This window comes from Arthrobacter sp. Z1-9, assembly GCF_054792695.1.
In genome coordinates this window covers 525,587-550,685 of sequence record NZ_CP096456.1, presented here as the reverse complement: position 1 = coordinate 550,685, position 25,099 = coordinate 525,587, and the positions used below count along the sequence as shown (strand labels likewise).

The 25,099-nt window shown below is 64.9% G+C and carries 23 protein-coding genes and 1 tRNA gene; 7 read left to right on the top strand and 17 right to left on the bottom strand.

Annotated features, from left to right (window positions below; all coding sequences use genetic code 11):
- Nucleotide 1 precedes the first annotated feature (1 nt).
- The 5 genes from M1D93_RS02550 to arfA all read right to left on the bottom strand — a co-directional run bounded on the left by M1D93_RS02550 (nucleotide 2) and on the right by arfA (nucleotide 4,487).
- The gene (locus M1D93_RS02550; protein ID WP_461173636.1) at nucleotides 2-304 is read right to left on the bottom strand and encodes an urease subunit gamma; all 303 of its coding nucleotides are present in this window, start codon (nucleotides 302-304) and stop codon (nucleotides 2-4) included.
- 246 nt (nucleotides 305-550) lie between these two features.
- On the bottom strand, nucleotides 551-1,108 hold the full coding sequence (locus tag M1D93_RS02545; RefSeq protein WP_461173635.1) for a cysteine hydrolase family protein: 558 nt from the start codon (nucleotides 1,106-1,108) through the stop codon (nucleotides 551-553).
- Nucleotides 1,109-1,171: 63 nt separating this feature from the next.
- Nucleotides 1,172-2,176, bottom strand: a complete 1,005-nt coding sequence (locus M1D93_RS02540; RefSeq protein WP_461173634.1) for a LacI family DNA-binding transcriptional regulator — start codon at nucleotides 2,174-2,176, stop codon at nucleotides 1,172-1,174.
- Between the two features lie 102 nt (nucleotides 2,177-2,278).
- The gene (locus tag M1D93_RS02535; RefSeq protein ID WP_461173633.1) at nucleotides 2,279-2,869 is read right to left on the bottom strand and encodes an HhH-GPD-type base excision DNA repair protein; all 591 of its coding nucleotides are present in this window, start codon (nucleotides 2,867-2,869) and stop codon (nucleotides 2,279-2,281) included.
- A 127-nt stretch (nucleotides 2,870-2,996) separates the two neighbouring features.
- A complete protein-coding gene (gene arfA, locus M1D93_RS02530; RefSeq protein ID WP_461175095.1) occupies nucleotides 2,997-4,487 on the bottom strand; it encodes an arabinosylfuranosidase ArfA in 1,491 nt (496 codons plus the stop codon).
- A gap of 650 nt (nucleotides 4,488-5,137) precedes the next feature.
- Between arfA and M1D93_RS02525 the strand changes: the two genes are divergently transcribed.
- A complete protein-coding gene (locus M1D93_RS02525) occupies nucleotides 5,138-5,863 on the top strand; it encodes an ANTAR domain-containing protein (protein ID WP_461175094.1) in 726 nt (241 codons plus the stop codon).
- Nucleotides 5,864-5,964: 101 nt separating this feature from the next.
- Here M1D93_RS02525 and araA read toward each other — a convergent pair whose 3' ends face one another.
- Genes araA through araB form a run of 3 tightly spaced genes read right to left on the bottom strand, consistent with a single transcriptional unit; the run spans nucleotide 5,965 to nucleotide 9,969 of the window.
- Nucleotides 5,965-7,485, bottom strand: a complete 1,521-nt coding sequence (gene araA, locus M1D93_RS02520) for an L-arabinose isomerase (RefSeq protein WP_461173632.1) — start codon at nucleotides 7,483-7,485, stop codon at nucleotides 5,965-5,967.
- 49 nt (nucleotides 7,486-7,534) lie between these two features.
- Nucleotides 7,535-8,224: an L-ribulose-5-phosphate 4-epimerase gene (locus M1D93_RS02515; RefSeq protein WP_461173631.1), complete on the bottom strand. Its 690-nt coding sequence runs from the start codon at nucleotides 8,222-8,224 to the stop codon at nucleotides 7,535-7,537.
- Nucleotides 8,221-9,969 carry a ribulokinase gene (gene araB / locus M1D93_RS02510; protein WP_461173630.1) on the bottom strand — a complete coding sequence of 583 codons (1,749 nt, stop codon included), beginning with the start codon at nucleotides 9,967-9,969 and terminating at the stop codon, nucleotides 8,221-8,223. Before araB ends, M1D93_RS02515 begins: the two co-directional genes overlap by 4 nt.
- A gap of 186 nt (nucleotides 9,970-10,155) precedes the next feature.
- Here araB and M1D93_RS02505 point away from each other — a divergent pair, with 186 nt between their 5' ends.
- Nucleotides 10,156-10,638 (top strand): hypothetical protein, encoded by a 483-nt coding sequence (locus M1D93_RS02505; RefSeq protein ID WP_461173629.1) that lies wholly within the window; start codon nucleotides 10,156-10,158, stop codon nucleotides 10,636-10,638.
- A 170-nt stretch (nucleotides 10,639-10,808) separates the two neighbouring features.
- Here M1D93_RS02505 and M1D93_RS02500 read toward each other — a convergent pair whose 3' ends face one another.
- From M1D93_RS02500 to M1D93_RS02490, 3 genes are all read right to left on the bottom strand, one after another.
- Entirely contained in the window at nucleotides 10,809-11,825 is a 1,017-nt protein-coding gene (locus M1D93_RS02500) for a LacI family DNA-binding transcriptional regulator (protein ID WP_461173628.1), read from the bottom strand.
- Nucleotides 11,826-11,964: 139 nt separating this feature from the next.
- Entirely contained in the window at nucleotides 11,965-12,990 is a 1,026-nt protein-coding gene (locus M1D93_RS02495; RefSeq protein ID WP_461173627.1) for a hypothetical protein, read from the bottom strand.
- Between the two features lie 977 nt (nucleotides 12,991-13,967).
- A tRNA-Lys gene (locus M1D93_RS02490) sits at nucleotides 13,968-14,040 on the bottom strand.
- A 189-nt stretch (nucleotides 14,041-14,229) separates the two neighbouring features.
- Between M1D93_RS02490 and M1D93_RS02485 the strand changes: the two genes are divergently transcribed.
- The 4 genes from M1D93_RS02485 (at nucleotide 14,230) to M1D93_RS02470 (ending at nucleotide 17,440) form a co-directional block, all read left to right on the top strand.
- The gene (locus M1D93_RS02485; protein WP_461173626.1) at nucleotides 14,230-14,889 is read left to right on the top strand and encodes a hypothetical protein; all 660 of its coding nucleotides are present in this window, start codon (nucleotides 14,230-14,232) and stop codon (nucleotides 14,887-14,889) included.
- A 296-nt stretch (nucleotides 14,890-15,185) separates the two neighbouring features.
- A complete protein-coding gene (locus M1D93_RS02480) occupies nucleotides 15,186-15,803 on the top strand; it encodes a DUF47 domain-containing protein (protein WP_461173625.1) in 618 nt (205 codons plus the stop codon).
- 1 nt (nucleotide 15,804) lies between these two features.
- Nucleotides 15,805-16,818 carry an inorganic phosphate transporter gene (locus M1D93_RS02475; RefSeq protein ID WP_461173624.1) on the top strand — a complete coding sequence of 338 codons (1,014 nt, stop codon included), beginning with the start codon at nucleotides 15,805-15,807 and terminating at the stop codon, nucleotides 16,816-16,818.
- 214 nt (nucleotides 16,819-17,032) lie between these two features.
- Nucleotides 17,033-17,440, top strand: a complete 408-nt coding sequence (locus M1D93_RS02470) for a hypothetical protein (protein WP_461173623.1) — start codon at nucleotides 17,033-17,035, stop codon at nucleotides 17,438-17,440.
- 36 nt (nucleotides 17,441-17,476) lie between these two features.
- Here the strand turns inward: M1D93_RS02470 and pstB are convergent, their stop codons facing one another.
- The 4 genes from pstB to pstS form a co-directional block, all read right to left on the bottom strand.
- The gene (pstB, locus tag M1D93_RS02465) at nucleotides 17,477-18,256 is read right to left on the bottom strand and encodes a phosphate ABC transporter ATP-binding protein PstB (protein ID WP_163161406.1); all 780 of its coding nucleotides are present in this window, start codon (nucleotides 18,254-18,256) and stop codon (nucleotides 17,477-17,479) included.
- A gap of 75 nt (nucleotides 18,257-18,331) precedes the next feature.
- Nucleotides 18,332-19,444 carry a phosphate ABC transporter permease PstA gene (pstA, locus tag M1D93_RS02460; RefSeq protein ID WP_461173622.1) on the bottom strand — a complete coding sequence of 371 codons (1,113 nt, stop codon included), beginning with the start codon at nucleotides 19,442-19,444 and terminating at the stop codon, nucleotides 18,332-18,334.
- Nucleotides 19,445-20,377 (bottom strand): phosphate ABC transporter permease subunit PstC, encoded by a 933-nt coding sequence (gene pstC / locus M1D93_RS02455; protein ID WP_461173621.1) that lies wholly within the window; start codon nucleotides 20,375-20,377, stop codon nucleotides 19,445-19,447.
- 109 nt (nucleotides 20,378-20,486) lie between these two features.
- Nucleotides 20,487-21,605, bottom strand: a complete 1,119-nt coding sequence (gene pstS / locus M1D93_RS02450; RefSeq protein WP_461173620.1) for a phosphate ABC transporter substrate-binding protein PstS — start codon at nucleotides 21,603-21,605, stop codon at nucleotides 20,487-20,489.
- Nucleotides 21,606-21,856: 251 nt separating this feature from the next.
- On the opposite strand from pstS, the gene M1D93_RS02445 reads away from it, so the two are divergent.
- Nucleotides 21,857-22,984, top strand: a complete 1,128-nt coding sequence (locus tag M1D93_RS02445) for an FUSC family protein (RefSeq protein ID WP_461173619.1) — start codon at nucleotides 21,857-21,859, stop codon at nucleotides 22,982-22,984.
- Here the strand turns inward: M1D93_RS02445 and M1D93_RS02440 are convergent.
- Both M1D93_RS02440 and M1D93_RS02435 read right to left on the bottom strand, forming a co-directional pair.
- Complete coding sequence (locus M1D93_RS02440; protein ID WP_461173618.1) at nucleotides 22,981-24,042, bottom strand: Gfo/Idh/MocA family protein; 1,062 nt, start codon at nucleotides 24,040-24,042, stop codon at nucleotides 22,981-22,983. The two genes, M1D93_RS02445 and M1D93_RS02440, sit on opposite strands and share 4 nt — an antisense overlap.
- Nucleotides 24,042-25,058 carry a LacI family DNA-binding transcriptional regulator gene (locus M1D93_RS02435; protein ID WP_461173617.1) on the bottom strand — a complete coding sequence of 339 codons (1,017 nt, stop codon included), beginning with the start codon at nucleotides 25,056-25,058 and terminating at the stop codon, nucleotides 24,042-24,044. The genes M1D93_RS02440 and M1D93_RS02435 overlap by 1 nt, the downstream gene beginning before the upstream one ends.
- Nucleotides 25,059-25,099 lie beyond the last annotated feature (41 nt).

The following is a 25,099-nucleotide window of genomic DNA, read 5'->3' as shown; positions in this document are numbered from 1 at the left end:
TTCAGCGGATGGGATCGTGGACGGTGACGAGTTTGGTGCCGTCCGGAAAGGTTGCCTCGATCTGGACGTCGTGGATCATCTCGGGCACGCTCTCCATCACGTCCTCGCGGCGCAGAAGTGTGGTGCCGTAGCTCATGAGGTCCGCGACGGTGCGGCCGTCGCGGGCGCCCTCCACCAGTTCGTAGCTGATGATGGCCACGGCCTCGGGGTAGTTGAGCTTGAGTCCGCGGGCCTGGCGCCGCCGGGCGAGGTCGGCGGCCACCACGATCAGAAGCTTTTCCTGCTCACGTGGCATCAGATGCATTAGGGTCCCTTCAACGGGCGGCGGACGGCGTGGGACCCACAGTAGGTGGCAGACGTTTCCGCCACGTTTCAGGTTTGTTATGCCCGGCTCTCACCCGCTCTATCGCGCGTCCGCCTCCGCCAACGCGCTGAATCTCCCCAGGTTTCAGCGCCGGAAAGGCGATGACGACGGCGTTTCGCCGGGACACGCCGTCGTCCGTCCCCAAACGTGGGGAGACTCAGCGGGAAGGGGGGGCGGCTTAGCGGCCTACTTTGCCTCACTGAGCCTGGCCAGGATCTCGTCGCTGGACTGGACGGGCTGGCGGTAACTGGTGGAGAGAATGCGCAGCATGTCCTTGGCGTCCTGGTTGTCCTCCGAAGCCATGGCATCCTTCGCATAAGTGACCCGGATGTTGTGGGCGAACGCATCTGCGCCGGTCTGGGCGATGCAGTTGTGCGTTGACACTCCTGCCAGCACCACCTCGTCGGCGCCCCAGTTCCGCAGCCGGGACAACAGATTGGTACCAATGAAGGCGCTGTCACGCGTTTTGTTCAGCTGTGGCAGGCCGTCGATGGCCAGCCCCGGCACCGCCTGGGTCTGCTCGCTGCCGCGGAAAATGAAGCCCTGGTCATCGTCAAGCATGTTCAGCGTCCAGGTGGATTTGTCCCGCTCATGCTCGGTACCCACCATCAACGCCTTGTGCCCGCTGGCTTTGAAGGCCTCGAGCAACCTGTTGCAGGATGCGACCAGCCGCTCCTGCTGCACTGCCAGTTCCGGCGCCTCGAAGTAGGCGTTCTGCATGTCGATGACAAGTAGTGCAATCATGTGGGCACCTTTCCCTCGTTGAGCTCTGCCGGAAAGGTACCCTGTGGCCTGCGGAGCGAAACCCTAGGGTGCGGATTCACGGACCTTCAGCTGGAACGCAGCCTCCACATGCACGCCCTGGCCGGCCTTCTCCTGCCCCTCAATGCGGTCGAGCAGCAGGGCAATGGAACGGTGGGCGATCTCATCCATACCCGGGGAGACGGTGGTGAGGGAGGGCGAGGCGAACCGGGCCTCGTCAATGTCGTCGAAGCCTGCCACGGCCACCTCTTCGGGCACCTGGATGCCGCGGATCAGCAGTTCGTGCATGGCTCCGAGCGCGAGAACGTCATTCAGGCCGAACACGGCGTCAAACTCCACGCCCTTTTCCAGGAGTCCGGCCACGGCGGCCGCGCCATTGTCCCGGCGCCACTCGCACGGTGCGATCAGTGCCGGATCAAACGGGACCCCCGCCTGCTCCAGCGCTTTGCGGTAGCCGTTGAGGCGCAGGCCGGGACTCCCGGTGGACTCCTCCGGGCGGGCGCCGATCACGGCGATCCGACGACGGCCGGCGGCCAGGAGGTGGGCGGTCAGGGCAGCGGCGGCTTCCTCATTCTTCATGGTGACGAGGTCGAACCGGGGATCCAGGATGTGTTCACCCAGCATGACCAGGGGTTTCTGGCCCACGCGGGCTGCGACGGCATCGGCGTCAATGATCAGCGGCGTAAACAGCAGGCCGTCCGTCAACTGCCGGAACGGCCCCTGCAGGGCGTTCAGTTCCACCTCCGAAACAGCGTCCGACTGCTCCACCAGCACCCGGTAGCCCCGCTGTGAGGCGGCCTTCATCAGTCGGGAGGCGAGTTCCGCGTAGTAGGGCGCGGAGAGGTCGGACAGGACCAGGCCCAGCATGCGTGTCTTGCCGGAGCGGAGGCTGCGGGCCGTCAGGTTGGCTTCATACCCAAGTTCGGCGATGGCGTCCTGGACCCGCTGCTTGGTGGCGGGACGGATGAACTCGTAGTTGTTCAGGACGTTGGACACCGTCTTGAGCGAGACACCGGCCGCCCTCGCTACATCGTTCATGGTGACCGCCATCGTGGCTCCTTCGTGTGCTTCCGCCTGTCCCTGGCATACATCGTTGCAGACGATGCCCTCCGAACGGGAACCGGCCGCTGCGCTAGGGGCAGGACGAGCCCTTCAGTCTTTCGCTTTGGCTGCCTTCGCCGCGGCCTTGGCAGCCTGCTTGCTGGCCCGCACTTTGGAGAGGGACTCCGTATCCACGATGTCGGCGACCGAAAGATAGGCCCCTTCCTCGCCATAGTGCCCGGCGGCTTCGCGCCAGCCGCTCGCTTGGAGGCCGCACTGTTTGCCGAGGAGGGCCAGGAAGATTTTGGCTTTCTGCTCGCCGAAACCGGGCAAGGCCTTCAGGCGGCGCAGCACCTCCTGGCCGTCCGGGTTGTCCTTGGTCCAGATGGCGGTGGCATCGCCGTCCCACTCGCTCTGCACGGTTTCGGCGAGCGCCTGCACGCGTGCGGCCATCGAACCCGGAAAGCGGTGGACGGCGGGCCGTTCCTTGAACATCTCGACGAAGGCCTGCGGGTCCTGGGAGGCGATGGCCTCAGGCTTCATGGACCCGATCCTGGTCCTGATTTTCTCGGGCCCGGCGAACGCCGATTCCATGGTCACCTGCTGGTCCAGCAGCATGCCCGTCAGCAGTGCGAAGGCGTCCTCACTCAACAACTTATCCGCGGCGGGGTCCCCCGTGATGTGCAGTTCCATGCCGTCCATCCTCCCAGAGCTGGGCAGGTGCGTCAGCCGCCGTTGTTATGCCGGCCCCCTGAGCTGAAGTTTTTGCCCAGTGACGCAGGCTTCGCCGCCTTCATGCGTGCGTAACTGGACCGAAACCCGCTGGAGTTCAGGCGCCGACAGCCAGCCGGATCATGGACCAGGACACGGCCGGCAGCTCGCCGGTGAGCCGGCCCCCGTCGGCCTTGACGGAGACGTTCTCCGACGGCAGGACGGAGGTGGAATCATCAGCGGTTGCCTGCCAGTAAGGGTCCTTGTTGGCGTAGGTGACTGCCTCAACCACACGCACGTTGCCCAGGCCGGACACCACGGCGTCCAGTCCCAGCGCGTCCGTAGTCGAGCGGTTGACGGCGAACACCACGGCTTCGCCCTTCTCCGCATCATAGGTTGCGACGGCGGACACCGCGGCGAAGTCCTTCGTCTTGCCGCCGCTGACCAGCGGGGACTCGACGGCGAGCTGCAGCACTGTTCCGGAGGCGTGGCGGGACGTCAGCGCGAACGGGTGGAAGGTGGTCTGCTTCCACGCGCGGCCGCCGGGCTCGGTCATGATCGGGGCGATCACGTTGACCAGCTGCGCCAGACTGGCGGAGTGGACGCGGTCGGTGTTCTTGAGCAGCGTGACCAGGAGGTCGCCGACGACGACGGCGTCCGCCACTGTGTAGGTGTCCTCGAGCAGGACGGGGGCCACCGGCCAGTCCTTGCCGGTGGGAGGCCGCGATTCGTCCCGGGTCATGTGCCACACGTTCCATTCGTCGAAGGAAATGTTCACCTGCCTGGCGGACTTCTTCACCGACTTCACATGGTCGATGTGGCTCACGATGTCATGGATGAACGCCTGCATCCGATGGCCGGCGGAGAGGAATTCCTGCAGGTCGCCGAAGTCCTCGAAGTACTGGTGCGCCGAGATCAGGTCCACCAGTTCGTAGGTCTCGGAGAGGACCACGCGCTCCCATTCGCCGAAGGTGCTCATGGTGGGGCCGGAGCTGCCGCAGGCGACGAGTTCCAGGTCGGGTTCGATCATGCGCATGCCGCGGGCGGTGTCGGCAGCGAGCCGGCCGTACTCCTGGGCGCTTTTGTGCCCGATCTGCCAGGGTCCGTCCATCTCGTTACCGAGGCACCACATCTTGATGCCATAGCTGTTTTCCGCGCCGTTTGCCCTGCGCTGGTCCGAAAAGGCGGTGCCGCCGTCGATGTTGCAGTACTCCAGCAGGTCGAGCGCTTCCTGCGTGCCGCGGGTGCCCAGGTTCACTGCCATCATGGTTTCGACGCCGGCTTTGGCTGACCATTTGGCGAACTCGTCCACCCCCACCAGGTTGGGGTCCGTGGAGTGCCACGCGAGGTCCAGGCGGACCGGGCGCTTGTCGGCGGGGCCAACGCCGTCCTCCCAGCGGTAGCCGGACACAAAGTTGCCGCCCGGATAGCGGACAGTAGAAACGCCCAGTTCCCGTGTCAGCTCCAGCACGTCCCCCCGGAAGCCGTCTTCATCGGCAGTGCGGTGCTCCGGCTCGAAGATGCCGGTGTAAACACAGCGTCCCAGGTGCTCCACAAAGGCACCGAAAGTGCGGCGGCGGACTGGTCCCACGACAAAGGCGGGGTCCATGGTGATTTTTGCTGTGGCTGGTCCTGCCTGGCTGGGCGCGGTGGGGCCAACGGGTTCTGCTGCTGCCACGAAAACGTCCTCGTTCCTGGTTCTCTTCTTATCTACAACGTTATAGAAATATTCTTTGCGGTCCTGCATCAGGAGTCAAGCCCGGTACTGCGGCCTGCTGCCGGAACGCGCCCCGGCTGCCCACGGCCAGCAAGGGTCACGAATCCGCGAAGACACTCAGAGACAGGAACCGCAGACTAGAAACCAAGTAGTACCTAATTTCAAAGACAAGTACCGGCTACGCGTTCTCCCGGGACGGCCACGAACTAGGTTTTTCACAGAGACAATTCGTGTTCTGGCTCACGATGGGGGTGTGAGACACCATGCATGCGAGATACGCTAACTCCGATTTCCCGGCCCGAAGGGCGCGGGCACTAAGCGGGGCCGGCGACGAGGAGGCCTTTGAGACCAAGGCCTCTCCCCCAGCCGTCGCCGGCCCTCTCATTTCCCCGCCGGGCACAGGCCACCGCCGCCAGCGGGCTGCCGTTGCGGCAAATGGCTCACACGGAAATGCACTGGGCCATACCGCACCCGCACCGCAGGGGCAGCCATGGACAGGGCCTTCCGGGTCGGGGAAGCCGGACGGGATCCTGTTGGACCTGATGACAGGCGCGGAGACACTGCACGACTCCCTTGAACTGCTGGCGGCTGCATCTGCCCGCGCCGTTGTCGGCACCGCGGGCCTGGTCATCGAATGTGGCGTGGTGGTGCACCAGCCCAAGAGGACTCCGGCCATCACCGGCACATCACCGGAAGTCATCCGCCTGCTCGAGTGGGAACAGAAAGCGGGCGAAGGGCCTGTCAGCGAGGTCCTGTCAGGGGAGCAACACGTGGCCGTGCTGCAAAGAAGCGGAGACTTCCGCTGGCCGCGGTATTGCAGCCAGTTGCAGTCGGCAGATCTCGGCAGCGTCCTTGGCATCAGGCTCCGCTTGGACCAGGGCGCCGGGGAGGTGCGGGACGATGGCACACCGGCGTCCGAGGCCACCGCAGTCCTGGCGTTTTTCGCCCAGGATGCCAAGGCATTTCCCCTGCAGGTGATTTCAGAGGCCCGCTCATTCGCAGGACTTGCGGCCAAGAGCCTGCACATGGCCCTTGACCTGCACACCGCGAGGTCCACCGCGGCGGATCTGCGTCTGGCATTGGACAGCCGCACGTCCATTAACGTTGCGTGCGGCGTGATCATGGCCCAGAACGGGTGTTCCTACCATGAGGCCTTCTCAATCCTGGCCAAGGCGTCAAGCCACCGGAACATCAAGGTCCGCCGGGTGGCAGAGGACATCCTCGACCGGCTGCCTGAAGGACCTCCCCGCGCGCACTTCGGCCACTAGCGCGCACTGCGGCCATTAGGAAGACCTGCACAAGGGGCACAAGCCCCGGGCGTAGCAGCCCCGGAAGCAGGGCTTCCGGGGCTGCTTTCAGGAGGGGTTGGCTAGATTCCGCCGGCCAGCCTGTAATACGCGGCGTTCCAGTTCAGGTCCTTCTTGAACTGGCGGATGGTGGTGTCCTCGTCGATGGTGAGCAGTTCGGTTTTGGCGATTTCCGCGAAGTCCTCGAACACGTCCATGCCCACCTGTGTGGACAGCACGGTGTGGTGCGCTGCGCCGGCCGTGAGCCACGCTGCCGCGGAGGTGGCAAAATCCGGCTTGGGCTGCCACAGGGCGCGGGCCACGGGAAGGTTGGGCAGGGGCTGGTCCAGGGGAACCACGTCGACGGCGTTGGCCACCAGCCGGAAGCGGTCCCGCATGTCGGACAAGGCGACGACGACGCCCGGGGAGGGATCGGCGTCGAACACCAGGCGCACGGGGTCTTCCTTGCCGCCGATGCCCAGCGGATGGATTTCCAGGCGCGGCTTGCCGGCCGTCAGGGAGGGGCAGACCTCCAGCATGTGGGCGCCCAGGATCTTTTCGGCTCCGGGTTCCAGGTGGTAGGTGTAATCCTCCATCAGGGAGGCGCCGCCGGGCAGGCCGGCACCCATGACCTTCGCTGCGCGGACCAGGATGGCGGTCTTCCAGTCGCCCTCGGCGCCAAAGCCGTAGCCGGCCGCCATCAGCCGCTGCACGGCCAGGCCGGGGAGCTGGCGGAGTGCTCCAAGGTCCTCAAAGGACGTGGTGAACGCGGCCGAGCCGTTGGCTTCCAGGAAGCTGCGCAGGCCCAGTTCGATCCTCGCTCCGTAGCGGAGTGCATCGTGGCGGGCGGCCCCGGCGCGGAGCTCCGGAACCACGTCGTAAAGTTCCTCGTACTCGGCAACCAAGGCGTCGACGTCGGCCTCCGCGGCACCGTGCACGGCTTCGGCGAGCTCGTTGACGGACCACGTGTTCACGGCGACGCCGAAGCGCAGCTCAGCTTCGGTCTTGTCGCCCTCGGTGACGGCAACGTTTCGCATGTTGTCGCCGAAGCGGGTCAGCTTCAGGGTCCGGACGGCGGCCCAGCCGGCGGCGGCCCGCTGCCAGGAACCCACCTGGCGGGCGACCTCGGGATTGGAAACGTGTCCGACGACGGTCTTGCGGGCGATGCCCAGGCGGGACTGGATGTATCCGAACTCGCGGTCGCCGTGGGCAGCCTGGTTCAGGTTCATGAAGTCGAAGTCGATATCCGCCCAGGGCAGGTCCCGGTTGGCCTGGGTGTGCAGGTGCAGCAGCGGCTTGCGCAGCAGGTCCAGGCCCTGGATCCACATCTTCGCCGGTGAGAACGTATGCATCCATGCCGTGACGCCGATGACGGAATCGTCCGAGTTGGCCTCCAGGGCGGTGCGGCGGATGGCATCGGAGTCGGTCAGGACCGGCTTCCAGACGATGCGCACCGGCACTGAGGAGGAGGCGTTTAACTGATTGGCGATTTCCTGGGACTGGGCTGCCACCTGTTTGAGGACGTCCTCGCCGTAGAGGTGCTGGCTGCCCGTGAGGAACCAGACCTCGTAACCGTCCAGGGAAGTGTTTGCTGCGGTGCTCATGGGATCTCCTTCGGGAGTAAGTCTTCGGTTGTCCAGTGAAGCCCGGCCGTTACTGGCCGTAGACGTTCTGATAGCGGGCGTAGAGGGAGTCGATGTGGCTTTGGTCAATGGGGAGGGGCTCGCCCAGTTGCCGCGCGATATGGACGGTGCGGGCCACTTCCTCACACATCACGGCGGCCTTCACCGCAGATTTCGCGTCCTTGCCGATGGTGAACGGACCGTGGTTCTGCATCAGCACCGCCGGGGAATTGGAGTTCTTCAGCGTCTCCACGATCCCGTGGCCGATCGAATCATCGCCAATCAGGGCGAATGGCCCCACCGGGATGGACCCGCCAAATTCGTCGCTCATCATGGTCAGGACGCACGGAATCGCCTCACCGCGGGCCGCCCATGCCGTGGCGTAGGTGGAGTGTGTGTGCACCACCCCGCCCACCTCGGGCATGTGCCGGTAGACGTAAGCATGGGCTGCAGTATCCGACGACGGCGACAGCGCCGGGTTGCCCCACTCACCTGTTGCGTCCCCATCCACGGGCACCCCGTAGAGGTCCGTCACCACCATCTGCTCCGGCGTCAGGTCCTGGTAGGAAACGCCCGAGGGCTTGATAACCATCAGCTCATGGTCCGGGACCCGGGCGGAGACGTTGCCCGCCGTCCAGACCACCAGTTCGTAGCGCGTCAGCTCGGCGTGCAGGGCACAGACTTCCTCCCGGACGCGGGAGATCGTGTCCAGAATGCTCATGCCGGCACCTCCGCGACGGCCTCGGAAGCGACCGCGGCGGGAGCCAAAAGCGAACCGGCGGCCCTCCTCTGGATGGCCTTGAGCCTGTGCATCACATCGTTGCTGCCACGGCCGAAGTAATCGTGCAGGGCTTTGTACTCCTGGAAGAGTTCCTCGTAGGCGGCCACGTTTCCGGGAATCGGCGTGTATACCTCGCCGGGTTCGGAGCCCATGGCAGCAGCCGCTTCGCGGATATTCGCGTATTTCCCCGCAGCGACGGCGGCATGGATGGCTGAGCCAAGGGCCGGGCCCTGGGCTGAACCGATTGTTGAGAGCCGCAGGTTGGTGGCGTCCGCATAGATCTGCATGAGGAGCGGGTTCTTGAGCAGGCCGCCGGCCACGATGAATTCCTTCACCGGAACTCCGGAGTCGCGGAACGCGTCCACGATGGTCCTGGTGCCAAAGGCGGTGGCTTCCAGCAGGGCCCGGTAGGTATCCTCCGGGCGGGTGGCAAGGGTTTGGCCCACCACGATGCCGGACAACTCATGGTCCACCAGGACCGAGCGGTTTCCCGAGTGCCAGTCCAGGGCGATGAGTCCGTGCTCGCCGATGCCCTGCCGGGATGCGAGTTCGGTGAGGTATTCGTGGATTCCCAGGCCGGCAGCTTCGGCTGCCTGGTGGTACTCCGGCGGCACGCCGTACTTGGTGAACCAGGCGAAGATGTCACCGACGCCGGACTGGCCGGCTTCGTAGCCCCAGAGTCCGTCCACGATGCCGCCGTCCACCACCCCGCACATGCCGGGCACTTCGCGCAGTTCCGTGCCGCTCATGACGTGGCAGGTGGAGGTGCCCATGATGGCCACCAGCTGCCCCGGGTCCACGGCCCTGGCAGCTGGAGCAGTGACGTGGGCATCCACGTTGCCCACCGCCACGGCGACGCCTTCGGGCAGGCCGGTCCAGGCAGCAGCCTCGGCGGTGAGGTAACCGGCGGCATCACCCAGGCGGCCGATGGTGTGCTCGAGCTTGCTGCTGACGAAGTCTTTGAACTGCGGGTTCAGGGCCGCAAGGAAGTCCTCGGACGGGTACCTGCCGTCCTGGTAAATGCCCTTGTAACCGGCGGTGCAGGCGTTCCGGACGTACTGGCCGCACAGCTGCCAGACGATCCAGTCCGCAGCTTCAACCCAGTGGTCCATCTCGGCGTAGGCCTCGGGGTCCTCCTCCAGGAGCTGCAGGCCTTTGGCGAACTCCCATTCCGAGGAAATCAGCCCGCCGTAGCGTGGCAGCCACTCCTCACCCCGTTCGGCTGCCAGCCGGTTGATCCGGTCGGCCTGGCCCTGCGCTGCGTGGTGGCGCCAAAGCTTCACATAGGCATGGGGCCGGTTTTCGAATCCCGGGAGCTCATTGAGCGGGGTGCCGTCCGCCTTGACCGGCACCATGGTGCAGGCGGTGAAGTCCGTGGCAATACCGACGACGGCGGCGGGGTCTATCCCTGCCTCGGCCACCGCGGCCGGTACTGCAATGCGCAGGACGTCGCGGTAGTCGTTCGGCACCTGCAGAGCCCAATCCCCCGGAAGCCTTGCGCCCGGTCCCCCTGAACCGCCAGCTATGTCCGCCGGAAGGGCGTCCGTGACCACTGCGTGCGGGTACTCAAACACGCCGCTGCCAAGCTCCTTGCCGTCCCGGACGCGGACCACCACGGCCCGGCCCGAAAGCGTTCCGTAGTCCACACCGATGACGTAGCTGTCCGTGTCAACGTTGACGTCCATAAAAACTTCCTCCAATAGCTGCCGCAGCTTTGCGACCCTTCAATTGTGAGCGCTAACAAACGCCCCTGTCAATGCCCACGCCCTTCTCCGTGCATGAACCGTCAGACGTCGGCAGCGGCGAAGTGTGGGACGCTGCCCAAAGGGGTAAGGACAGAATCAACGGCAATCCAACCGGAAAGGAGCTCAGTGGACGAGGCGAGACCAAAGGCCCCCTACGCCTCCGGCGCCTGGCTGGCCGGCCCACTCTCGACCGGCTTCGGACTCGCAGCCCACCTGGCAGCCGGAGGTCCCGCACCGGGCCTTCTCATCCTTGTGGCACTCGCCGCGCTGCTGGGCATGGCGGCAGCGATCCTGGGGCGTTTCCCGCTGCCGGGCTGGGCGCTGCTGCTCCTTTGCGCAGTGGCACAGCAACTGCTTCATCTCGGGTTCTCGGTATTTTCCGGCGGCTCCGGAACCGGGCTGTCCTTGCACGGCCACGGCGGAATTAGCCAGGACGTGCCACCGGCGGGTGGTGAAGTGGCTGCCCCCGCCGGCCATTCACTCCACTTGATGCTCCATCTGCATATGGCCGCGGCGCTGGCAGCGTACGCGGCCATCAATTACTTGCCCCGGCTTGCCGCCTGGGCCCGCCGCATCTCCACGGGCCGCCAAAATTCCCGCGCAGCTTAGGAGCCGCGCAGCTTAGGAGCCGGCCCAACCGCCGGCACGAGCAGCAATGCGCTGCGGCGAGGTCCGGCCGTAGCCGCCGCCATCCGTGCCCCCAGTACGTGCCAGGCTTCGGCCCTCCCGCAGGCAGTGATGCAGACCGGGACACCGCTTTCGGCACGGCGAAGCAAAAGCTAACGCCTCGGCGCTGCGGCGCTTTCCCGGCGTACCAGCTCCGGAGTTACCACCGTGGAGCTGGTCGCGGCGCCCGCCTCTATCTCCTTCAGCATGGCCTCCATGCAGCGCCTGCCGAGCTCGGCGAAGTCCTGCCGCACCGTGGTGAGCGGCGGGGTGAAGTAGCTGGACTCCGGCTGATCGTCGAAACCCACCACGGAGACGTCGTCGGGCACCCGGACGCCCGCCTCATTGAAGGCGCGCAGTACGCCCAGGGCCATCTGATCATTACCCACAAACACGGCCGTTGCCCTTCCTTCGGCCGCCAGGTGCCGCCCGATCGCGTAGCCGCTCCCCGCGCTCCAGTCGCCTTCCCACAGCAGGTCATCCGGAAGGCCCGCATGCTGGAGGGCTGTGCGCCAGCCCTCAGTTCGCGCTGCGCTGTCGATCCAGTGCGCCGGTCCGGCAACGTGGCCGATCCGGCTGTGTCCGAGCTCGATGAGATGCCCGACGGCAATCTCCGCGCCGTGTTTCTGGTCCACCATCACACCAGTGACGGCCTCGTTGCCCGGGGAGCCAACAGCCACCACTGGAACGCCGGGGTTAAACTCCTCCAGGATCCGCAGGGTTTCCGTATGCGGCACCAGGACGGCGATCCCGTCCACCGCCTGGTCCAGAAAGTGCCGCAGCGCATCGAAGATCGCGTCCCTGCCCACTGAACGCAATGCGGCGATGCTGACGAAATAGCCGGCGTCCCGGGCGGCCTGCTCCACCCCCAGCATAGTGTTGGCCGGGCCGTACTGGGAGAGTTCGCTTCCCAGCACACCGATGGTCTGCGAGCGCCTCGTCACCAGGCTTCGCGCTGCGGTGTTGCGCCGATAGCCCAGCTCCGCGATGGCCGCCTCAACCTTTTCGCGGGTCGTTTTGCTGACGTTGGGGTGCCCGTTGATCACCCTGGATACGGTCTGATGTGAGACGCCAGCAAGTTCGGCTACGTCCTCAAGGCGCGGCAGCCGCCCGGCGCTGCTTTTTGTCATGTCCCCATTGTGCCGGTTGCCGCAAGCAGGAAATCCCCCTGCAGCCTCGGGAAGGCCAGCTGCCGGGATGTCCGTTCTTTGGCTGGAAGGGTGGGTGCCGTGGGGGCCAAACCTACGACCGACAGATTAGTAGCAAGACCTATCCGACGCCGTTGGCGACTTCAAAAGGCACGACCAGAACGCCCGAGGCGGTGGAGTTGCGGCCGTACTTGTCATTGCAATCGGCGCGCAGGAACAGGTTGTGCCTGCCATTGGCCAGCTGCGTGGTGTCAATACTGATCGGGGCATCGTACTCCCCGGGCGCCTGGCGGATGACTCTACCGGGATTGTTGTTATGGAAATCCGGGTCGACGCGGATTTCATGGGCAGTGACGTGCGGGTCGCGCGCTTGGCCGTGCCAAACCATCTTGACAGCGGGTGACCAGGTGCCGCTGACGGGAGTATTTGGAAGTGGAACGGTCAGAAGGTCGGCTTCACAATAGCCGCCCACGGCCAGATTGCCGCCGGGCGCTGAGTACCAGCCCTTACCGCGCAAATACGGATCGCGGGAGACGTCGCTAACAGTGCGGGTAGGCGAAAGATCAACAAAATACTGGAAATTGAGGTTGGCGGTCATTCGGGCTGTTGTTGTGTTGCCGCCCGCAGTAGGGTCCTTGACGTCTGAGAAGAAGCGCAAGCGCGTTTCTTTGAGGCCATCTGTCGGGAAAATGGATGGGTCGACCGTAACCTGGCCCCAGCGGGTGCACGTACCCAGGGTGGGACAGGTCCAGCCTGTTTGGAAGAGCTTGGACTGCGGCTTTTCGATCGACTTGTCTTTCATGACCACCGACACATACGGCGCAGAGGTACTGCCGGTATAGACCTCCTGGGCACCAGGATCATGAATCACCATTCGGACATCGAGCGTAAATGGGCCGGTCATGGTTTCCCGTTCGGGAATACAAGCTCCCACGTGGATATGGCCGTGGTTCGTGCCGGCCGGACTCGCGCCCTCGGTGGGCAACCACCAGGACTGGGCATCAACGAAGTGCCGCTTTTCGGGATAACCGTCGCAGGTGGTGGGGTTAGGCGTTGCGGCCGAGGCCGGAGGGGCGCCCAGTGCGGTCCCGGCGATGAGAATTAGGGCCACCACGGTGCGCGTGATGTTCGTCGGTGTTTGATGCATAACTGCTCCGTTCGAAATTTCTTGTGGCGGTCGCTGCCCGGCGGGCCCTGAGTGCATGCCATCCGCATCGCGGGCAGACCGCTCGTTACGCTGAAGCTTTCGGCATCCCGTGGCTTATGACTGCGATGGCCAGCCTCCACCTCCCTGAAGGGTGGAACCCAACACGGGGTGGTGACCGATCCGCCTGCACGTCCGCTGCTGCCCGCGCATCCGCCCAAACGACTGGAGATGCCATCGGAGGGCTGAACCGTTGGTGAAGAGACGGCCCAGTGATGCTGTATTTCTGTTGCAGACCGTTTGGACTGTCAGGGAACCCAGTACACGTCCGTGGACTGGTTCTCCATGTCTCCTCGACTACACAGTGCACGGCTCCGGTTAGGCCGCCCGGCTTGTCAGCACCTGTTTGGAAGGATTCCGCAACTGCTTCGATATCGGGACTATTTCCACCCATAGTGTGGGTGATCAGGTTCCCCCTTTTCGGTTCCTTTCGTGCGATGGGGATCCGGGATGCGAAGACATCGGATGGGGTAGCATCCGGCCTGGTGACGCTGCCTTGTCAGCACCCCTGGGCATGGGCGGGCGCGCAGGAGGGCAGGGAAGGACCGGGGGGCGGGTTAGCCCCCAGCCCGTGGGCACATGAATCGCCCTGCCCACAAAACGTGTTCCCGGTCCGGCATGGCCTGGCATCGGTTGTGCCGTAAAGGCAGGCAATGCTTCAGTAATTAGGGGTGCAGCCACGGCAAGGAACATCCCGGCGAACGGTCGGACACGCGCCTGGCGGGTTGTTCAAGGCGGTTCATTGGGACACAGTACGTCCTCACAGCCTTGAGCGGAAGAGCCCGGGGCGACTCAAAAAACCGCTTATAACTGCGTCCCCGGTGAAAGCCCTGGGTTTCCGGGTTAGTGGGTTTCCGCCGGCTTGGGCCCTTAAAACACAAGCAGGCCAGAGGCTCACTGCCTCTGACCTGCGTAAACGGTGGGCCCTGTGGGGCTCGAACCCACGACCCACGGATTAAAAGTCCGATGCTCTACCAACTGAGCTAAAGGCCCCAACCGGGCTGCTTCGACACACTGTGCCCGGCCAGCCCGGCCCATCCATTTCTGGACGTTAATACTCTAACCCATGGTCACGGCACCATTTGCACGCACGCCCGTCCCGCCGTCGGGCCCTGCCCCGGCGGACGCCGGCAATCTTCGGATGCTCGATTTCCCGCGGGGCACAGGAGTAGCGTGGGGGGCATGAGCGAGCAAACAGGTTCCAGTCATTACGGCGGCGCCAACCGGCACCACAAGCCGAAACCGTTCGCGCCCATCGACTTTGAACCCTTCGCCGGCGGCGCGGACCCCGCCCGCGTGTCCGAAGCGGCGCACCTCGCTGCCCAGGCGCTGGTCCGCCACGGACGTGACAGCGATGACCCCGTGGTGACCGAGCGGCTGGTCAAGCTTGCGGACGAGCAGGGCTTGGAGGCCATCGCGGAGATGTGGGCTGAGAGCCCCGCCCGTTCCCTTCCCGGCGCGCTGTGGCGGTTGTATGCCCTGCGCGCGGCTACAGTCCAGGACCCGGAGCGCATTTCGGTGTACTTCCGCGCGGGCAAGGACACCGCACAGGTTTCCAACGTGGTGGCCGGCGCCGCCGAGCCTCCCGGCGCGGACGAGATGAAGGTGATGGCGGATGCCATCCTTTCGGGCGCGTTCGACGGCGAGTTCGACGTCGCGTTGGAGCGTTCCGCAGCTTTCTGCCGCGTTGTAGCGCTCGGGCAGGCAACTCTCGCCGACGGTGCCGAGCACGGCAATGAGGCGCATGCAAGCAAGCTCACCCGCAATTCCCACCAGTTGGTCAAAACCGCCGAAGACCTTGAGCACGCCGCCAACGCGTGGCGCCTGGGCGAACTCGACTGACCCGAGACCCCGGTTCTGTCAATGTTGACTTGGGCCAACCAACGTAGAACACTGAAACTGGTGCCGAGCCGCGAAACCCCCGGGCTTCAACATTTAGCCGCCTAGAGCGGCCTACCGCCGAGAGGCGTATCCGGTTCGGCACCATTTTTCTGCCCGGTTACTGGTCCCTGATTTTCCGTTTGCCCATTTCAGGGGTGCAGTCACAGGCCGGTAGAGTTGGCGTCAGTTGCGCGTCGGGGTCACGTCACACGGCAGGCAACTCCCGCCCTGTACTTATCCCGGAGACCGGTAACTACGTGAAGCTGCGCCTTTTTCCCCAGGAGCCCGCCGGGCTGAACCTCTTATCCCAGATGGCGCAGCAAATCGTGCTGGCCAGCGCCACCTTGGCCGAGATCCTCGGCGTCCCCGCAGCCGAGCACGGCAGGCTCGTGGAGGACATGCACAACCACGAGGCCAAGTCCGCCGAGCTGCATTTCGCCCTCCTGACCCATATGCGCACCAGCTTCGTTAACCCGTTGCCCCGGGAAGACATGTACGCCCTGTCCCGCTACCTCAACGAGGCCATTGAAAAGCTGGATGCCGCCGCGGAACTGGTGGCGCTGTACCACTTGGAAAGGCTGCCCAAGCGGGCTGCGGACCAGCTGGAAATCATCAGCCGGCAGGCCGAGCTGACGGTGGATGCCATGCGCCGGCTCGACAACCTCGATGACCTCGAGGATTACTGGATCGAAATCCTCCGGCTGGCCAAACGGGCAGAACGGACCCACCGGGTGTGGGTGGCTGACATGATCAGCGACATGAAGTGGGCGCAGTATTCACGCAACCGGGACATTGCCGACCAACTGGTGGACGTCACCAAGGACATGCGGCGCGTCGCCACGCAGGTAGGCAGCATCATCGTCAAGGAATCCTGAAGTGACAGCAGTCATTTTCGGTGCGGTGGTACTCCTGGCGGCCGTGTTCGCCTTCGTCAACGGCTTCCGTGACGTCTCCACCTCGGTTGCCCTTGCCGTGCGCACCCGGGCACTGACGCCCAGCGTGGCCGTGCTGCTGGCAGCCTTCTTCAACTTCCTCGGCGCCCTCTTGAGTGCGCTCCTCGCCGTCGCCGTCAGCCAGACCTGGATCAGCCTTCCCGCCGGCACCGACGGCCTCACCATACTGCTCGCCGGCTTGGGCAGCGCGGTCGCCTGGGGCATCCTGCTGTGGTGGCGGGGCATTCCGGCCTCTTCCACGCACGCTTTGGTGGGAGGCCTTGCCGGGGCAGGACTTGCCAGCCTCGCGGTGGGCGGCATGGGCGTGGGCGGGGTGGACCGCTCCCTGCTGTTCCAGGTTGTCCTGCCACTGGTGCTGTCGCCGCTGGTGGCCTACAGCGGCGCCTTCCTCCTGGTTTACCCGGCCACCTGGGCTGCCCGCTACACACAGCCCAACGTGGTGAACCAGCGATTCAGGCGCAGCCAGTCCATAGCAGCCGGCGCGGTGGCGTTCGGACATGGCCTCCAGGACGGGCAACGGATCAGTGCAGTTCTGCTCCTCGCCCTGCTGGCATCGGGATTTTCCGACGGCGGCAGCATCCCGGTGTGGGTGGCCCTGCTGTCGGCGGTGATGATCACCGCCGGTACGCTTTTTGGCGGTTGGCGGATCTCCCACACCATCGGCTACAAGATCACCAAGATTGATCCGTTGCGGGGCTCGGTGGCGCAGATCGTCAGCGCGGTCATGCTGTTCGTGGGTGCCATTGGCCTGCAGTGGCCGCTTTCCACCACCCACACCGTTACCTCAGCCGTTCTCGGCGCCGGTGAGAACCAGCATTTTTCGGTGACCAACCGGAAGCTGGTGATCCGCATCGTGGCGCTCTGGGTCCTGACGCCGGCCGCAACGGCGGCCCTCGCTTTTGTGTTGGCGCTGGCTCTTTCACCGCTGCCTGGATAAGCGTCCGGGAAGGCGAATCCGGGTGAACGCGTCCCCGTGAGCCCGGCAACTCCTGCTGCCCTATACAGGCGGACCTGTGTGACGTAGATTCGAAAGTACGCCCCGACACGCTGCTGCCGGGGCCGACATCCGCCGCCGGGTGCAGGCCGCGGACAAACGCCGCTGCAGCATATCGGCGGCCTGGATGCACATTGTGTGGAAAAGAGCAGGCATCGTGGCTAACTCGAATCCCCGGCACTCCCTGCCCCAGCCACGGCATATGGAATGCGAAATCTGTGGAACGGAACTTCACCTGACAATCCACGCCATCATGGCGATGGGTGCGGCCAACGGTGACCTCGTCACCGTTTCCTACACCTGCAATGACTGCCGCCGGTTCCACGAACACCTGGCGTACGCGTCGGATGTGGCCGCTGCCCTGCACCAGGTGCGCTGGATGGCCAAAGTCATCATGTTCGGTGATGAGTACATCCACTGCGGCTTTCCCATGGAGGAAGCCGAGTTCGAAATCGAGCGCCTTTGCTACCGCACCAGCACCGGCAGTGGCGGCCTCAGCGCAGTCTCACTCCCCACCAGGGTCCTGCGCTGCCGGTGCGGTTTCCAGCTGGAAGTGCCGGAATAACCGCATCCGCGCGACGGGCGCCGTTCACTGCAGTGTTTATCCGAAGCGGCCGGAGACGTAGTCCTCCGTTGCCTTCTGCGTGGGATTGCTGAAGATGGTGTGGGTGTCACCGATCTCGATCAGTTTGCCCGGCTTGCCGGTGCCCGCGATGTTGAAGAAGGCCGTGCGGTTCGAAACGCGGGCCGCCTGCTGCATGTTGTGGGTCACGATCACCACGGTGTACTGGTCCTTGAGCTCGTTGATGAGGTCCTCAATGGCCAGGGTGGAGATGGGGTCAAGGGCGGAACAGGGCTCGTCCATCAGGATCACCTGCGGTTCCACGGCGATGGCCCGTGCAATGCAGAGGCGCTGCTGCTGGCCGCCGGAGAGACCGGAACCGGGCTTGTCCAGCCTGTCCTTGACCTCGTTCCAAAGGTTTGCGCCCTTCAGCGAGCGTTCCACCAGGACGTCGGCCTCGCCCTTGGAGATCTTTTTGTTGTTCAGCTTCACGCCGGCCAGCACGTTGTCCCGGATGGACATGGTGGGGAACGGGTTGGGCCGCTGGAATACCATGCCGATCTGGGAGCGGACGGTAACAGGGTCCACACCGGGACCGTACAGGTTGTCGCCGTCGAGCAGGACCTCGCCCTCCACACGGGCGCCGGGAAGTACTTCGTGCATCCGGTTCAGGGTCCGCAGGAAGGTGGACTTTCCGCAGCCGGACGGACCAATGAACGCGGTGACGGACTTGGCCTCAATGTTGATGGTGACGTCCTCCACGGCAAGGAAATCGCCGTAGTACACGTTCAGGTCCTTGACGTCGATGCGCTTAGACATGGTGTTCCTTCACTAACTGGGTATGAATTGAAGTGTATGGTCCGGCCCAAAGGACCGGAAGGAGCAGGCAGGCCCTCAGCGGCCTGTCTTGGGGGCGAAGATCCTGGCGATGAGCCGGGCGCCCAGGTTGAGGATCATCACCAGGATGATCAGCACCAGGGCTGCTCCCCACGCCCGCTGTGACGACGGGTCAGGGTTGGCCGGCGAGGTGGGGTTCAGGATCTGGGTGTAGATGAATGTGGGCAGCGAGGCCATCCAGCCGCTGAACACGTTGGAGTTGATGCTGGTGGCAAAGCCCGCGGTGACCAGGATGGGTGCGGTCTCGCCGATGACTCTGGCGATGGCGAGGGTAACGCCGGACGCGATGCCGGAGATCGCCGTCGGGATGACCACCTTGATGATGGTCCGCCACTTGCGAACGCCCAGGGCGTACGCGGCTTCGCGCAGTTCGTTGGGCACAATCTTCAGCATCTCCTCGCTGGACCGCACCACCACGGGGATCATCAGGACTGAAAGGGCGACGGCGGCAACGGCGCCGGTCTTGGTGCCGGGGCCGACTACGGCAAAAAAGAAGGCTGCCGAGAAGAGGCCGGCCACGATGGACGGAATGCCTGTCATCACGTCGACGAAGAACGTGATGGCGCGTGCCACCCGGCCGTCGTTGCCATACTCCACCAGGTAAATGGCGGTCAGCAGGCCAACCGGAACCGAGATGACTGTTGCCAGCAGGGTGATCTGCACAGTGCCCAGGAGTGCGTGGTAGATGCCGCCCAGGACGGGTGCGCCGTCTTCCACCGCCCTGTTGTCGTAAACGCCGGTTACGCCGTTCATGGACGTGCTGAGGAACCCGGGGGTCAGGAGTCCGGGCACGCCGTTGACCAGCACGGTCCAGATCACCGAGAAAAGCGGGAGCAGTGCCACCAGGAAGGATCCCACCACCAGGCAGGTGGCGAGCTTGTCCTTCGCCTTGCGGGAACCTTCGACGGCGGCGCTCCAGGACACCAGGCCGATGGCGAACAGGATCGCGGAGACAATGCCCCAGCCGAACGGATTGAAACCGATCAGGGCCAGGATCGCGGCGCCGGCAATCAGTGCGGCGGCGAGGACGGCATAGGGGGCGTACTTTGGCAGCTGGCCCTTGGTCAGCGCCGAGCGCTTGCTGCGGACGGGAGTAAGCGTGGAGGTCATTTAGTTGGCTCCCGAAAATTCTTTGTGCCGGGTGATGATCCAGCGCGCGATCATGTTCACGGCGAGGGTGATGACGAACAGGACCAGGCCGGCGGCGATCAGCGTGCTGACCTTGAGTCCGCTGGCCTCGGGGAAGTTCAGGGCAATCTCGGCCGCGATGGTCTGGTTGCCGGACTGGATCAGGCTCGCCGTCAGGGCACCGGAGGACAGCACCAGGGCTACGGCCATGGTTTCACCCAGCGCGCGGCCCAGCCCCAGCATGATGGCGCTGATGATGCCCGGCCGCGCGAAGGGCAGGACTGACATCTTGATCATTTCCCAGCGGGTGGCACCCAGGGCGAGTGCGGCTTCCTCGTGCAGTTTGGGGGTCTGCAGGAAGATCTCGCGGGACAGGGACGTGATGATGGGCAGCACCATAACGGAGAGGACGATGCCGGCAGTAAGGATGGTCTTGCCGGTGGCCGAAGCCGGGCCCTGGAAGATGGGCAACCAGCCCATGTTTTCCGCAAGCCAGTTGTAGGCCGGGGAGATTTCCTTGGCTAGGAACGCTGCACCCCAGGCGCCGTAGATGACCGAGGGGATGGCAGCGAGCAGGTCTACGACGTATCCCAGCCCTGATGCGAGGCCGCGCGGGGCGAAGTGCGAGATAAACAATGCGACGCCGATGGCGATGGGTGTGGCGATGACCAGGGCGATGACCGCGGCGATGAGCGTGCCGATGACGATCGGCCAGATGTAGGCGAAGAAGCCTTTGCCGCCCTGGATGTCGGCAGCCGGTGCGGTCAGCGCAGGGATGGCCTGAACCACCAGGAAGAGTGCGACTCCGAAGAGGACGGCGAGGATGAGGCATCCGGCGGCCAGCGCGGCACCCGAAAAGATTTTGTCCCCGGCGCGGCCGGGGCCCTGGGTGCTGGTCAGGGAGGTGGCGGTCATTCGACGGCCCTTCGATCGTGGTGGTACTGGGAATGGAAAGGGTGGCTTCCAAAGCCAAGTTCCCCGCACTGCCTCTCGGCAGGCGGGGAACCCGGATTCGGAGCAGTTATTAGGACTTGACCTTGATGGACTCGATGGCCGCGGTGGCCTTCTCTGCCAGGGCCGGGGTAAGCGGGGCGGACTTTGCGGAATCCGCGGCGGCCTGCTGGCCCTCCTCGGAAACTACATAGTTTTCGAAAGCCTTGACGAGGTCAACGGTTTCCTGCTTGTCGTAGGCGCTGCAGACCACGTGGTAAGAAACCAGGACCACCGGGTAAGCGCCGGAAGCGGTGGTCTTCCGGTCCAGCTTGATGGCGACGTCGGTGCTGGCGCGGCCTTCAACAGGGTTGCCTGCTTCGACGGCCTTCGCGGCTGCTTCGGCGGAGATCTTGACGAATTCCCCGCCCACCTTGATGGCCGCGGTGCCGAGCTTGCCGCCCACTGCGGAGTCATCCGCGTAAGTCACGGCGCCGGGGGTGTCGGTGACGGTTTTGACAACACCGGAGGTGCCCTTGGCGTTCTCGCCCTGCAGGGTTGCAGGCCAGACGCCGGAGGACGGGTCGGTCCAGACCTCAGGCGCTGCGGAGGCCAGGTAGTCCGTGAAGTTGGTGGTGGTGCCGGAGTCATCCGAACGGTTCACCGGGGTGACCTTGAGGTCCGGCAGGGTGACGCCGTCGTTCAGGGCAGCGATGGCGGGATCGTTCCAAGTGGTGATTTGGCCGCGGAAGATCTTGGCCACGGTGGCGGCGTCAAGCTTCAGCTCGGTGATGCCGGGGAGGTTGAAGGCCACGGCGATCGGTGAGATGTAGACGGGGATGTTGATGGCGCCGTCGGGACCGCAGACTGCCTTCGAGCTCTCGAGCTCTTCGTCCTTCAGGTAGGCGTCGGAACCGGCGAACTGGGCCGAGCCGTCAACGATCGCCTTGCGGCCGGCGCCGGAGCCGTCCGGGGAGTACTGCACGGTGGCGCCCTGGTTGGCGGCAGCGAAACCGGCCTTCCAGGCGTCCATTGCTGCGCCGGTGGAGGATGCGCCGATGCCGGTGAGTGTGCCGGTCACCTTGGTGCCAGAAGTCTGGGTGCCGGCGGGAGCGGTGCCCGTGGCGTTGTCTGAACCGCAGGAGGTAAGCGCGAGTGCGCCGGCTGCGAGAACAGCGATAGCCGCGTGGCGGCCGAAGCGGAGTGCCTTCACTAGATGTACCCCTTCCAGGGTTATTCAGGTGCGGGCAGGGACGGAGAACCCTGCGGCGCGATGCGTACGTTCTGTACCTTTACCGAAGGTATGGGCCGCAGGTAACAGGATGGGCTGTCCAAAGTGAACGGAACATTAACGACGGCGGGATAATGGCCTACAAGTGCCGGGTTCCCATTGCGCAGATCACATGTCCGGCCGTAGTGCGCGGCAGCAAAAATAAGGCACGTCCAGCAAATAGACTGGAACGCATGGCTTCGGCAGCAGGACTTTCAGCAGGCAGGCGGTTCCTGCATGGCCGTATCCGCACTGGGCTCATCCGCAGCCGGAATTCCTTGGTTCCGGCAATCCAGATGACTGTCTGCGCCGTAGGTGCGTACGCGTTCGCGGAGTATGTGCTGGGGCACTCCGGGCCGTTGTTCGCCGCCACCTCATCGCTGATCGCCTTGGGTTTTTCCCGGGAACCGCGTCTGCGGCGGGTAGTGGAGGTGGGCCTCGGCTGCACCATCGGCATTGCCGTAGGTGATCTGCTCCTGCACTGGCTGGGCGGCGGAATCTGGCAGGCCGCCGTCGTCCTTCTTTTCTCCATCCTGCTGGCCCGCTTCCTCGACAGCGGCACCATCTTCACCACCCAACTTGGGCTGCAGTCGCTCCTGGTTGTGTTGCTGCCCGCGCCGGCAGGCGGGCCGTTTACGCGGAGCATTGATGCAGTGGTGGGCGGCCTCTGCGCGCTGCTGGTCACCATCCTCATCCCCAAGGATCCCCGGCGGGAGCCCCGCAAGGACGTCCAGAAGCTCCTGCACGAGCTGGCCGAGGTGCTGCGCGAGTGCGGCGACGCCCTGGTCAACAGCGATTCCACCCAGGCCTGGCACGCCCTCATCCGGGGACGGAACTGCCAGCCGCTGGTTGACGGCATGCGCCAGTCCCTCCGCGCTTCCGGGGAGGTAGCCACCCTTGCGCCGGCCTACAGACGGCACCGGGAAGAGCTCGACCAGCTCAAACAGTCGCTGGACTTCATTGACCTGGCGCTAAGGAACAGCCGCGTCTTCGCGCGCCGGCTTACCAGCGCCATCAACCACGCGGCGCTTTCCGACGAGGCGACGGAGAACATCGCGGAGGTGCTGCAGGAGACCGCTGCCGCCATCGACGAGCTTTCGCTGGGCCTGGCGGAAACGCACGACGGCGTCCGCCGCGCCCACCTGCGCACCGCCCGGCGGGACTTGAGCGAGATAGCCCTGCGCCTGCATCCCAAGCTGCTGGAGGTGCAGAGGCTCGAAGGCGAGACTGTGGTGATGCTCTACCGCCCGCTGATGGTGGACCTGCTGGAGGCCACCGGGATGGACGCGCGCGAAGCCCGGGATGTGCTGCCGGCGCTTTAACTCCCGGTGGTTGGGGACGAAACCCCGTCGTTCCGGTAGCGCAGCCCCAGCTGCTGCCGTGCTTCGTCCAGCAGCTCCATCACCTGCACGGTTTCGCTCCAGGGCATCAGTGGGCTCTCCTGGAGGCCGGCACGGATGCAGCGTGCCGTTTCGCGCAGTTCGTGAATGAACCCTTCTGTGGCCTCGGCAAACTCCTCCACCCGGATGCTGCCGTCCAAACCACAAATTTCCAGCATGCGCGGGTTGTACAGCGGGGAGCCGGTCCTGATCCAGCCGGTGGTTCCGCTGATGGTGGCGGTGCCTGGTCCGGCTGCCTGGAGGGAGGAGGTCAGCTGCGCTGCAGCCCCTTCCGGGTAGTCAAGGGCAATGGTGTTCTGGACGTCCACGCCATCCTGGTTCAGGTGGCCTTTCGCCGCGAGCCCGGTGGGGAAACCGAGGGCGGCGATGGCCCAGGTTAACGGGTAAACGGCAAGGTCCAGCAGTGCTCCCCCGCCGGCGGCCGGATCCCACAGCCTGTCTGCAGGGTCGTAGGCAGCAGGAAAGCCCAGATCGGCCTGGACCCAGCGGACCACTCCGATCTGCCCGCCGTCAATCAGCTCCAGGACGCGCCGGGTTGCCGGCAGGAACCGGGTCCAAACGGCCTCCATCAGGAACAGCCCCCGTTCGCCGGCCAACCCGACCAGCTCCCGGGCCTCCCGGGCGTTGATGGTGAGCGGTTTTTCGCACAGCACATGCTTTCCGGCGTCGAGGGCTGCACGGGCGACTTCGAAGTGCTGGGCGTGCGGCGTGGCTATGTACACGACGTCCACCAGGGGGTCGGCAAACAACTGCTGGTATCCGGTTCCGGAAGGACCGTCGTGGTAACTGGCCGCAAAGCCGTGCTCCGTGGCGAACGCCTCCGCCGCACCCTTGCTGCGCGAACTTACCGCGTATAGCTCGGCGTCTTCAAGGCAGGCGAGGTCACGGGTGACCCGGTGCGCGATGCGTCCTGTTGCCACAACACCCCAGCGCAGGACGCGCTGACCGTTGCCGGTCGTGTTCTCCCCCGGCGTGCCCATCAGGCTGACTCACGGATCACGAGCGACGTGGGAATCTGCGTGACCCGTTCGGTGTCCTTGCCCTCGATCAGGTCCACCAGGATTTCGGCCATCTTCTTTCCCATCTCGATAATCGGATGGTGCACGGTAGTGAGCTGTGGGTCCACCGACGTAGCGAACGAATCGTCGTCGAAGCCCACCACGGCCACGTCCTGGGGAATCCGGAGCCCGCGCTCCTGGAGCACGGTGTAGGCACCGGCGGCCATTTGGTCGTTGGCCACGAACAGGCCGTCCACCGGACGCCCGTTGCCCAGCAGCCGGCGCATCGCTTTCGCCCCCGAAGCAAGGGTGAAGTCCCCGTACTCCACAAGGGAATCGTCGAGCCCGGCCTCGGCCATGGCCGTTCTCCAGCCGTTGAGGCGGTCTATGCCCGGGGGCATGTCCTGGGGGCCGGCGATAGTGGCGATATTCGTCCGCCCGCCTTTGATCAGGACCTGTGTTGCACCTGCCGCTGCAGCTTCATTGTCAACGTCCACGTAGTAGCTGGCACCTTCTCCCAGCGGCCTGCCGGCAAACACCATGGGAATGTAATCACTCAGGTGGGTCCAGGACCTGTCGCCCGCGTGGTGGGACACCACCAGCGCACCCGCCACGTTGCCGCCGAGCAGGAATGCCCTGGTCTTCTCGGGCTTGGCCTCCGAGGCAATGACCATGTTCAGGGTGTAGTCCGTCTCCGCAAGATACAGTGCCACCCCTTGGACGACTGACGCGAAGAAGGGATCCGCGAACACCTTCGAGGTGGATTCCGGCACGATGAGCGTCACGGAGTTGGGCCGCCTGCTGGCAAGGGACCGGGCGGCGCGGTTTGGCGTGTAGTTTACGGCGAGGATGGCCTGCCGCACTTTGGCGGCAATGTCCTCGTCCACGCTGGGAACGTCATTGACCACCCGCGAGACGGTGGCGCGGGAGACGCCGGCCAGCGCTGCCACCATTTCAAGGGTGGGCGTTGGCCGGCTTCCGCTGGTGTCTTGCTTCACAATCTTCGCTCCGTGATCTAGCCGGCACTGGGCCGGGGATT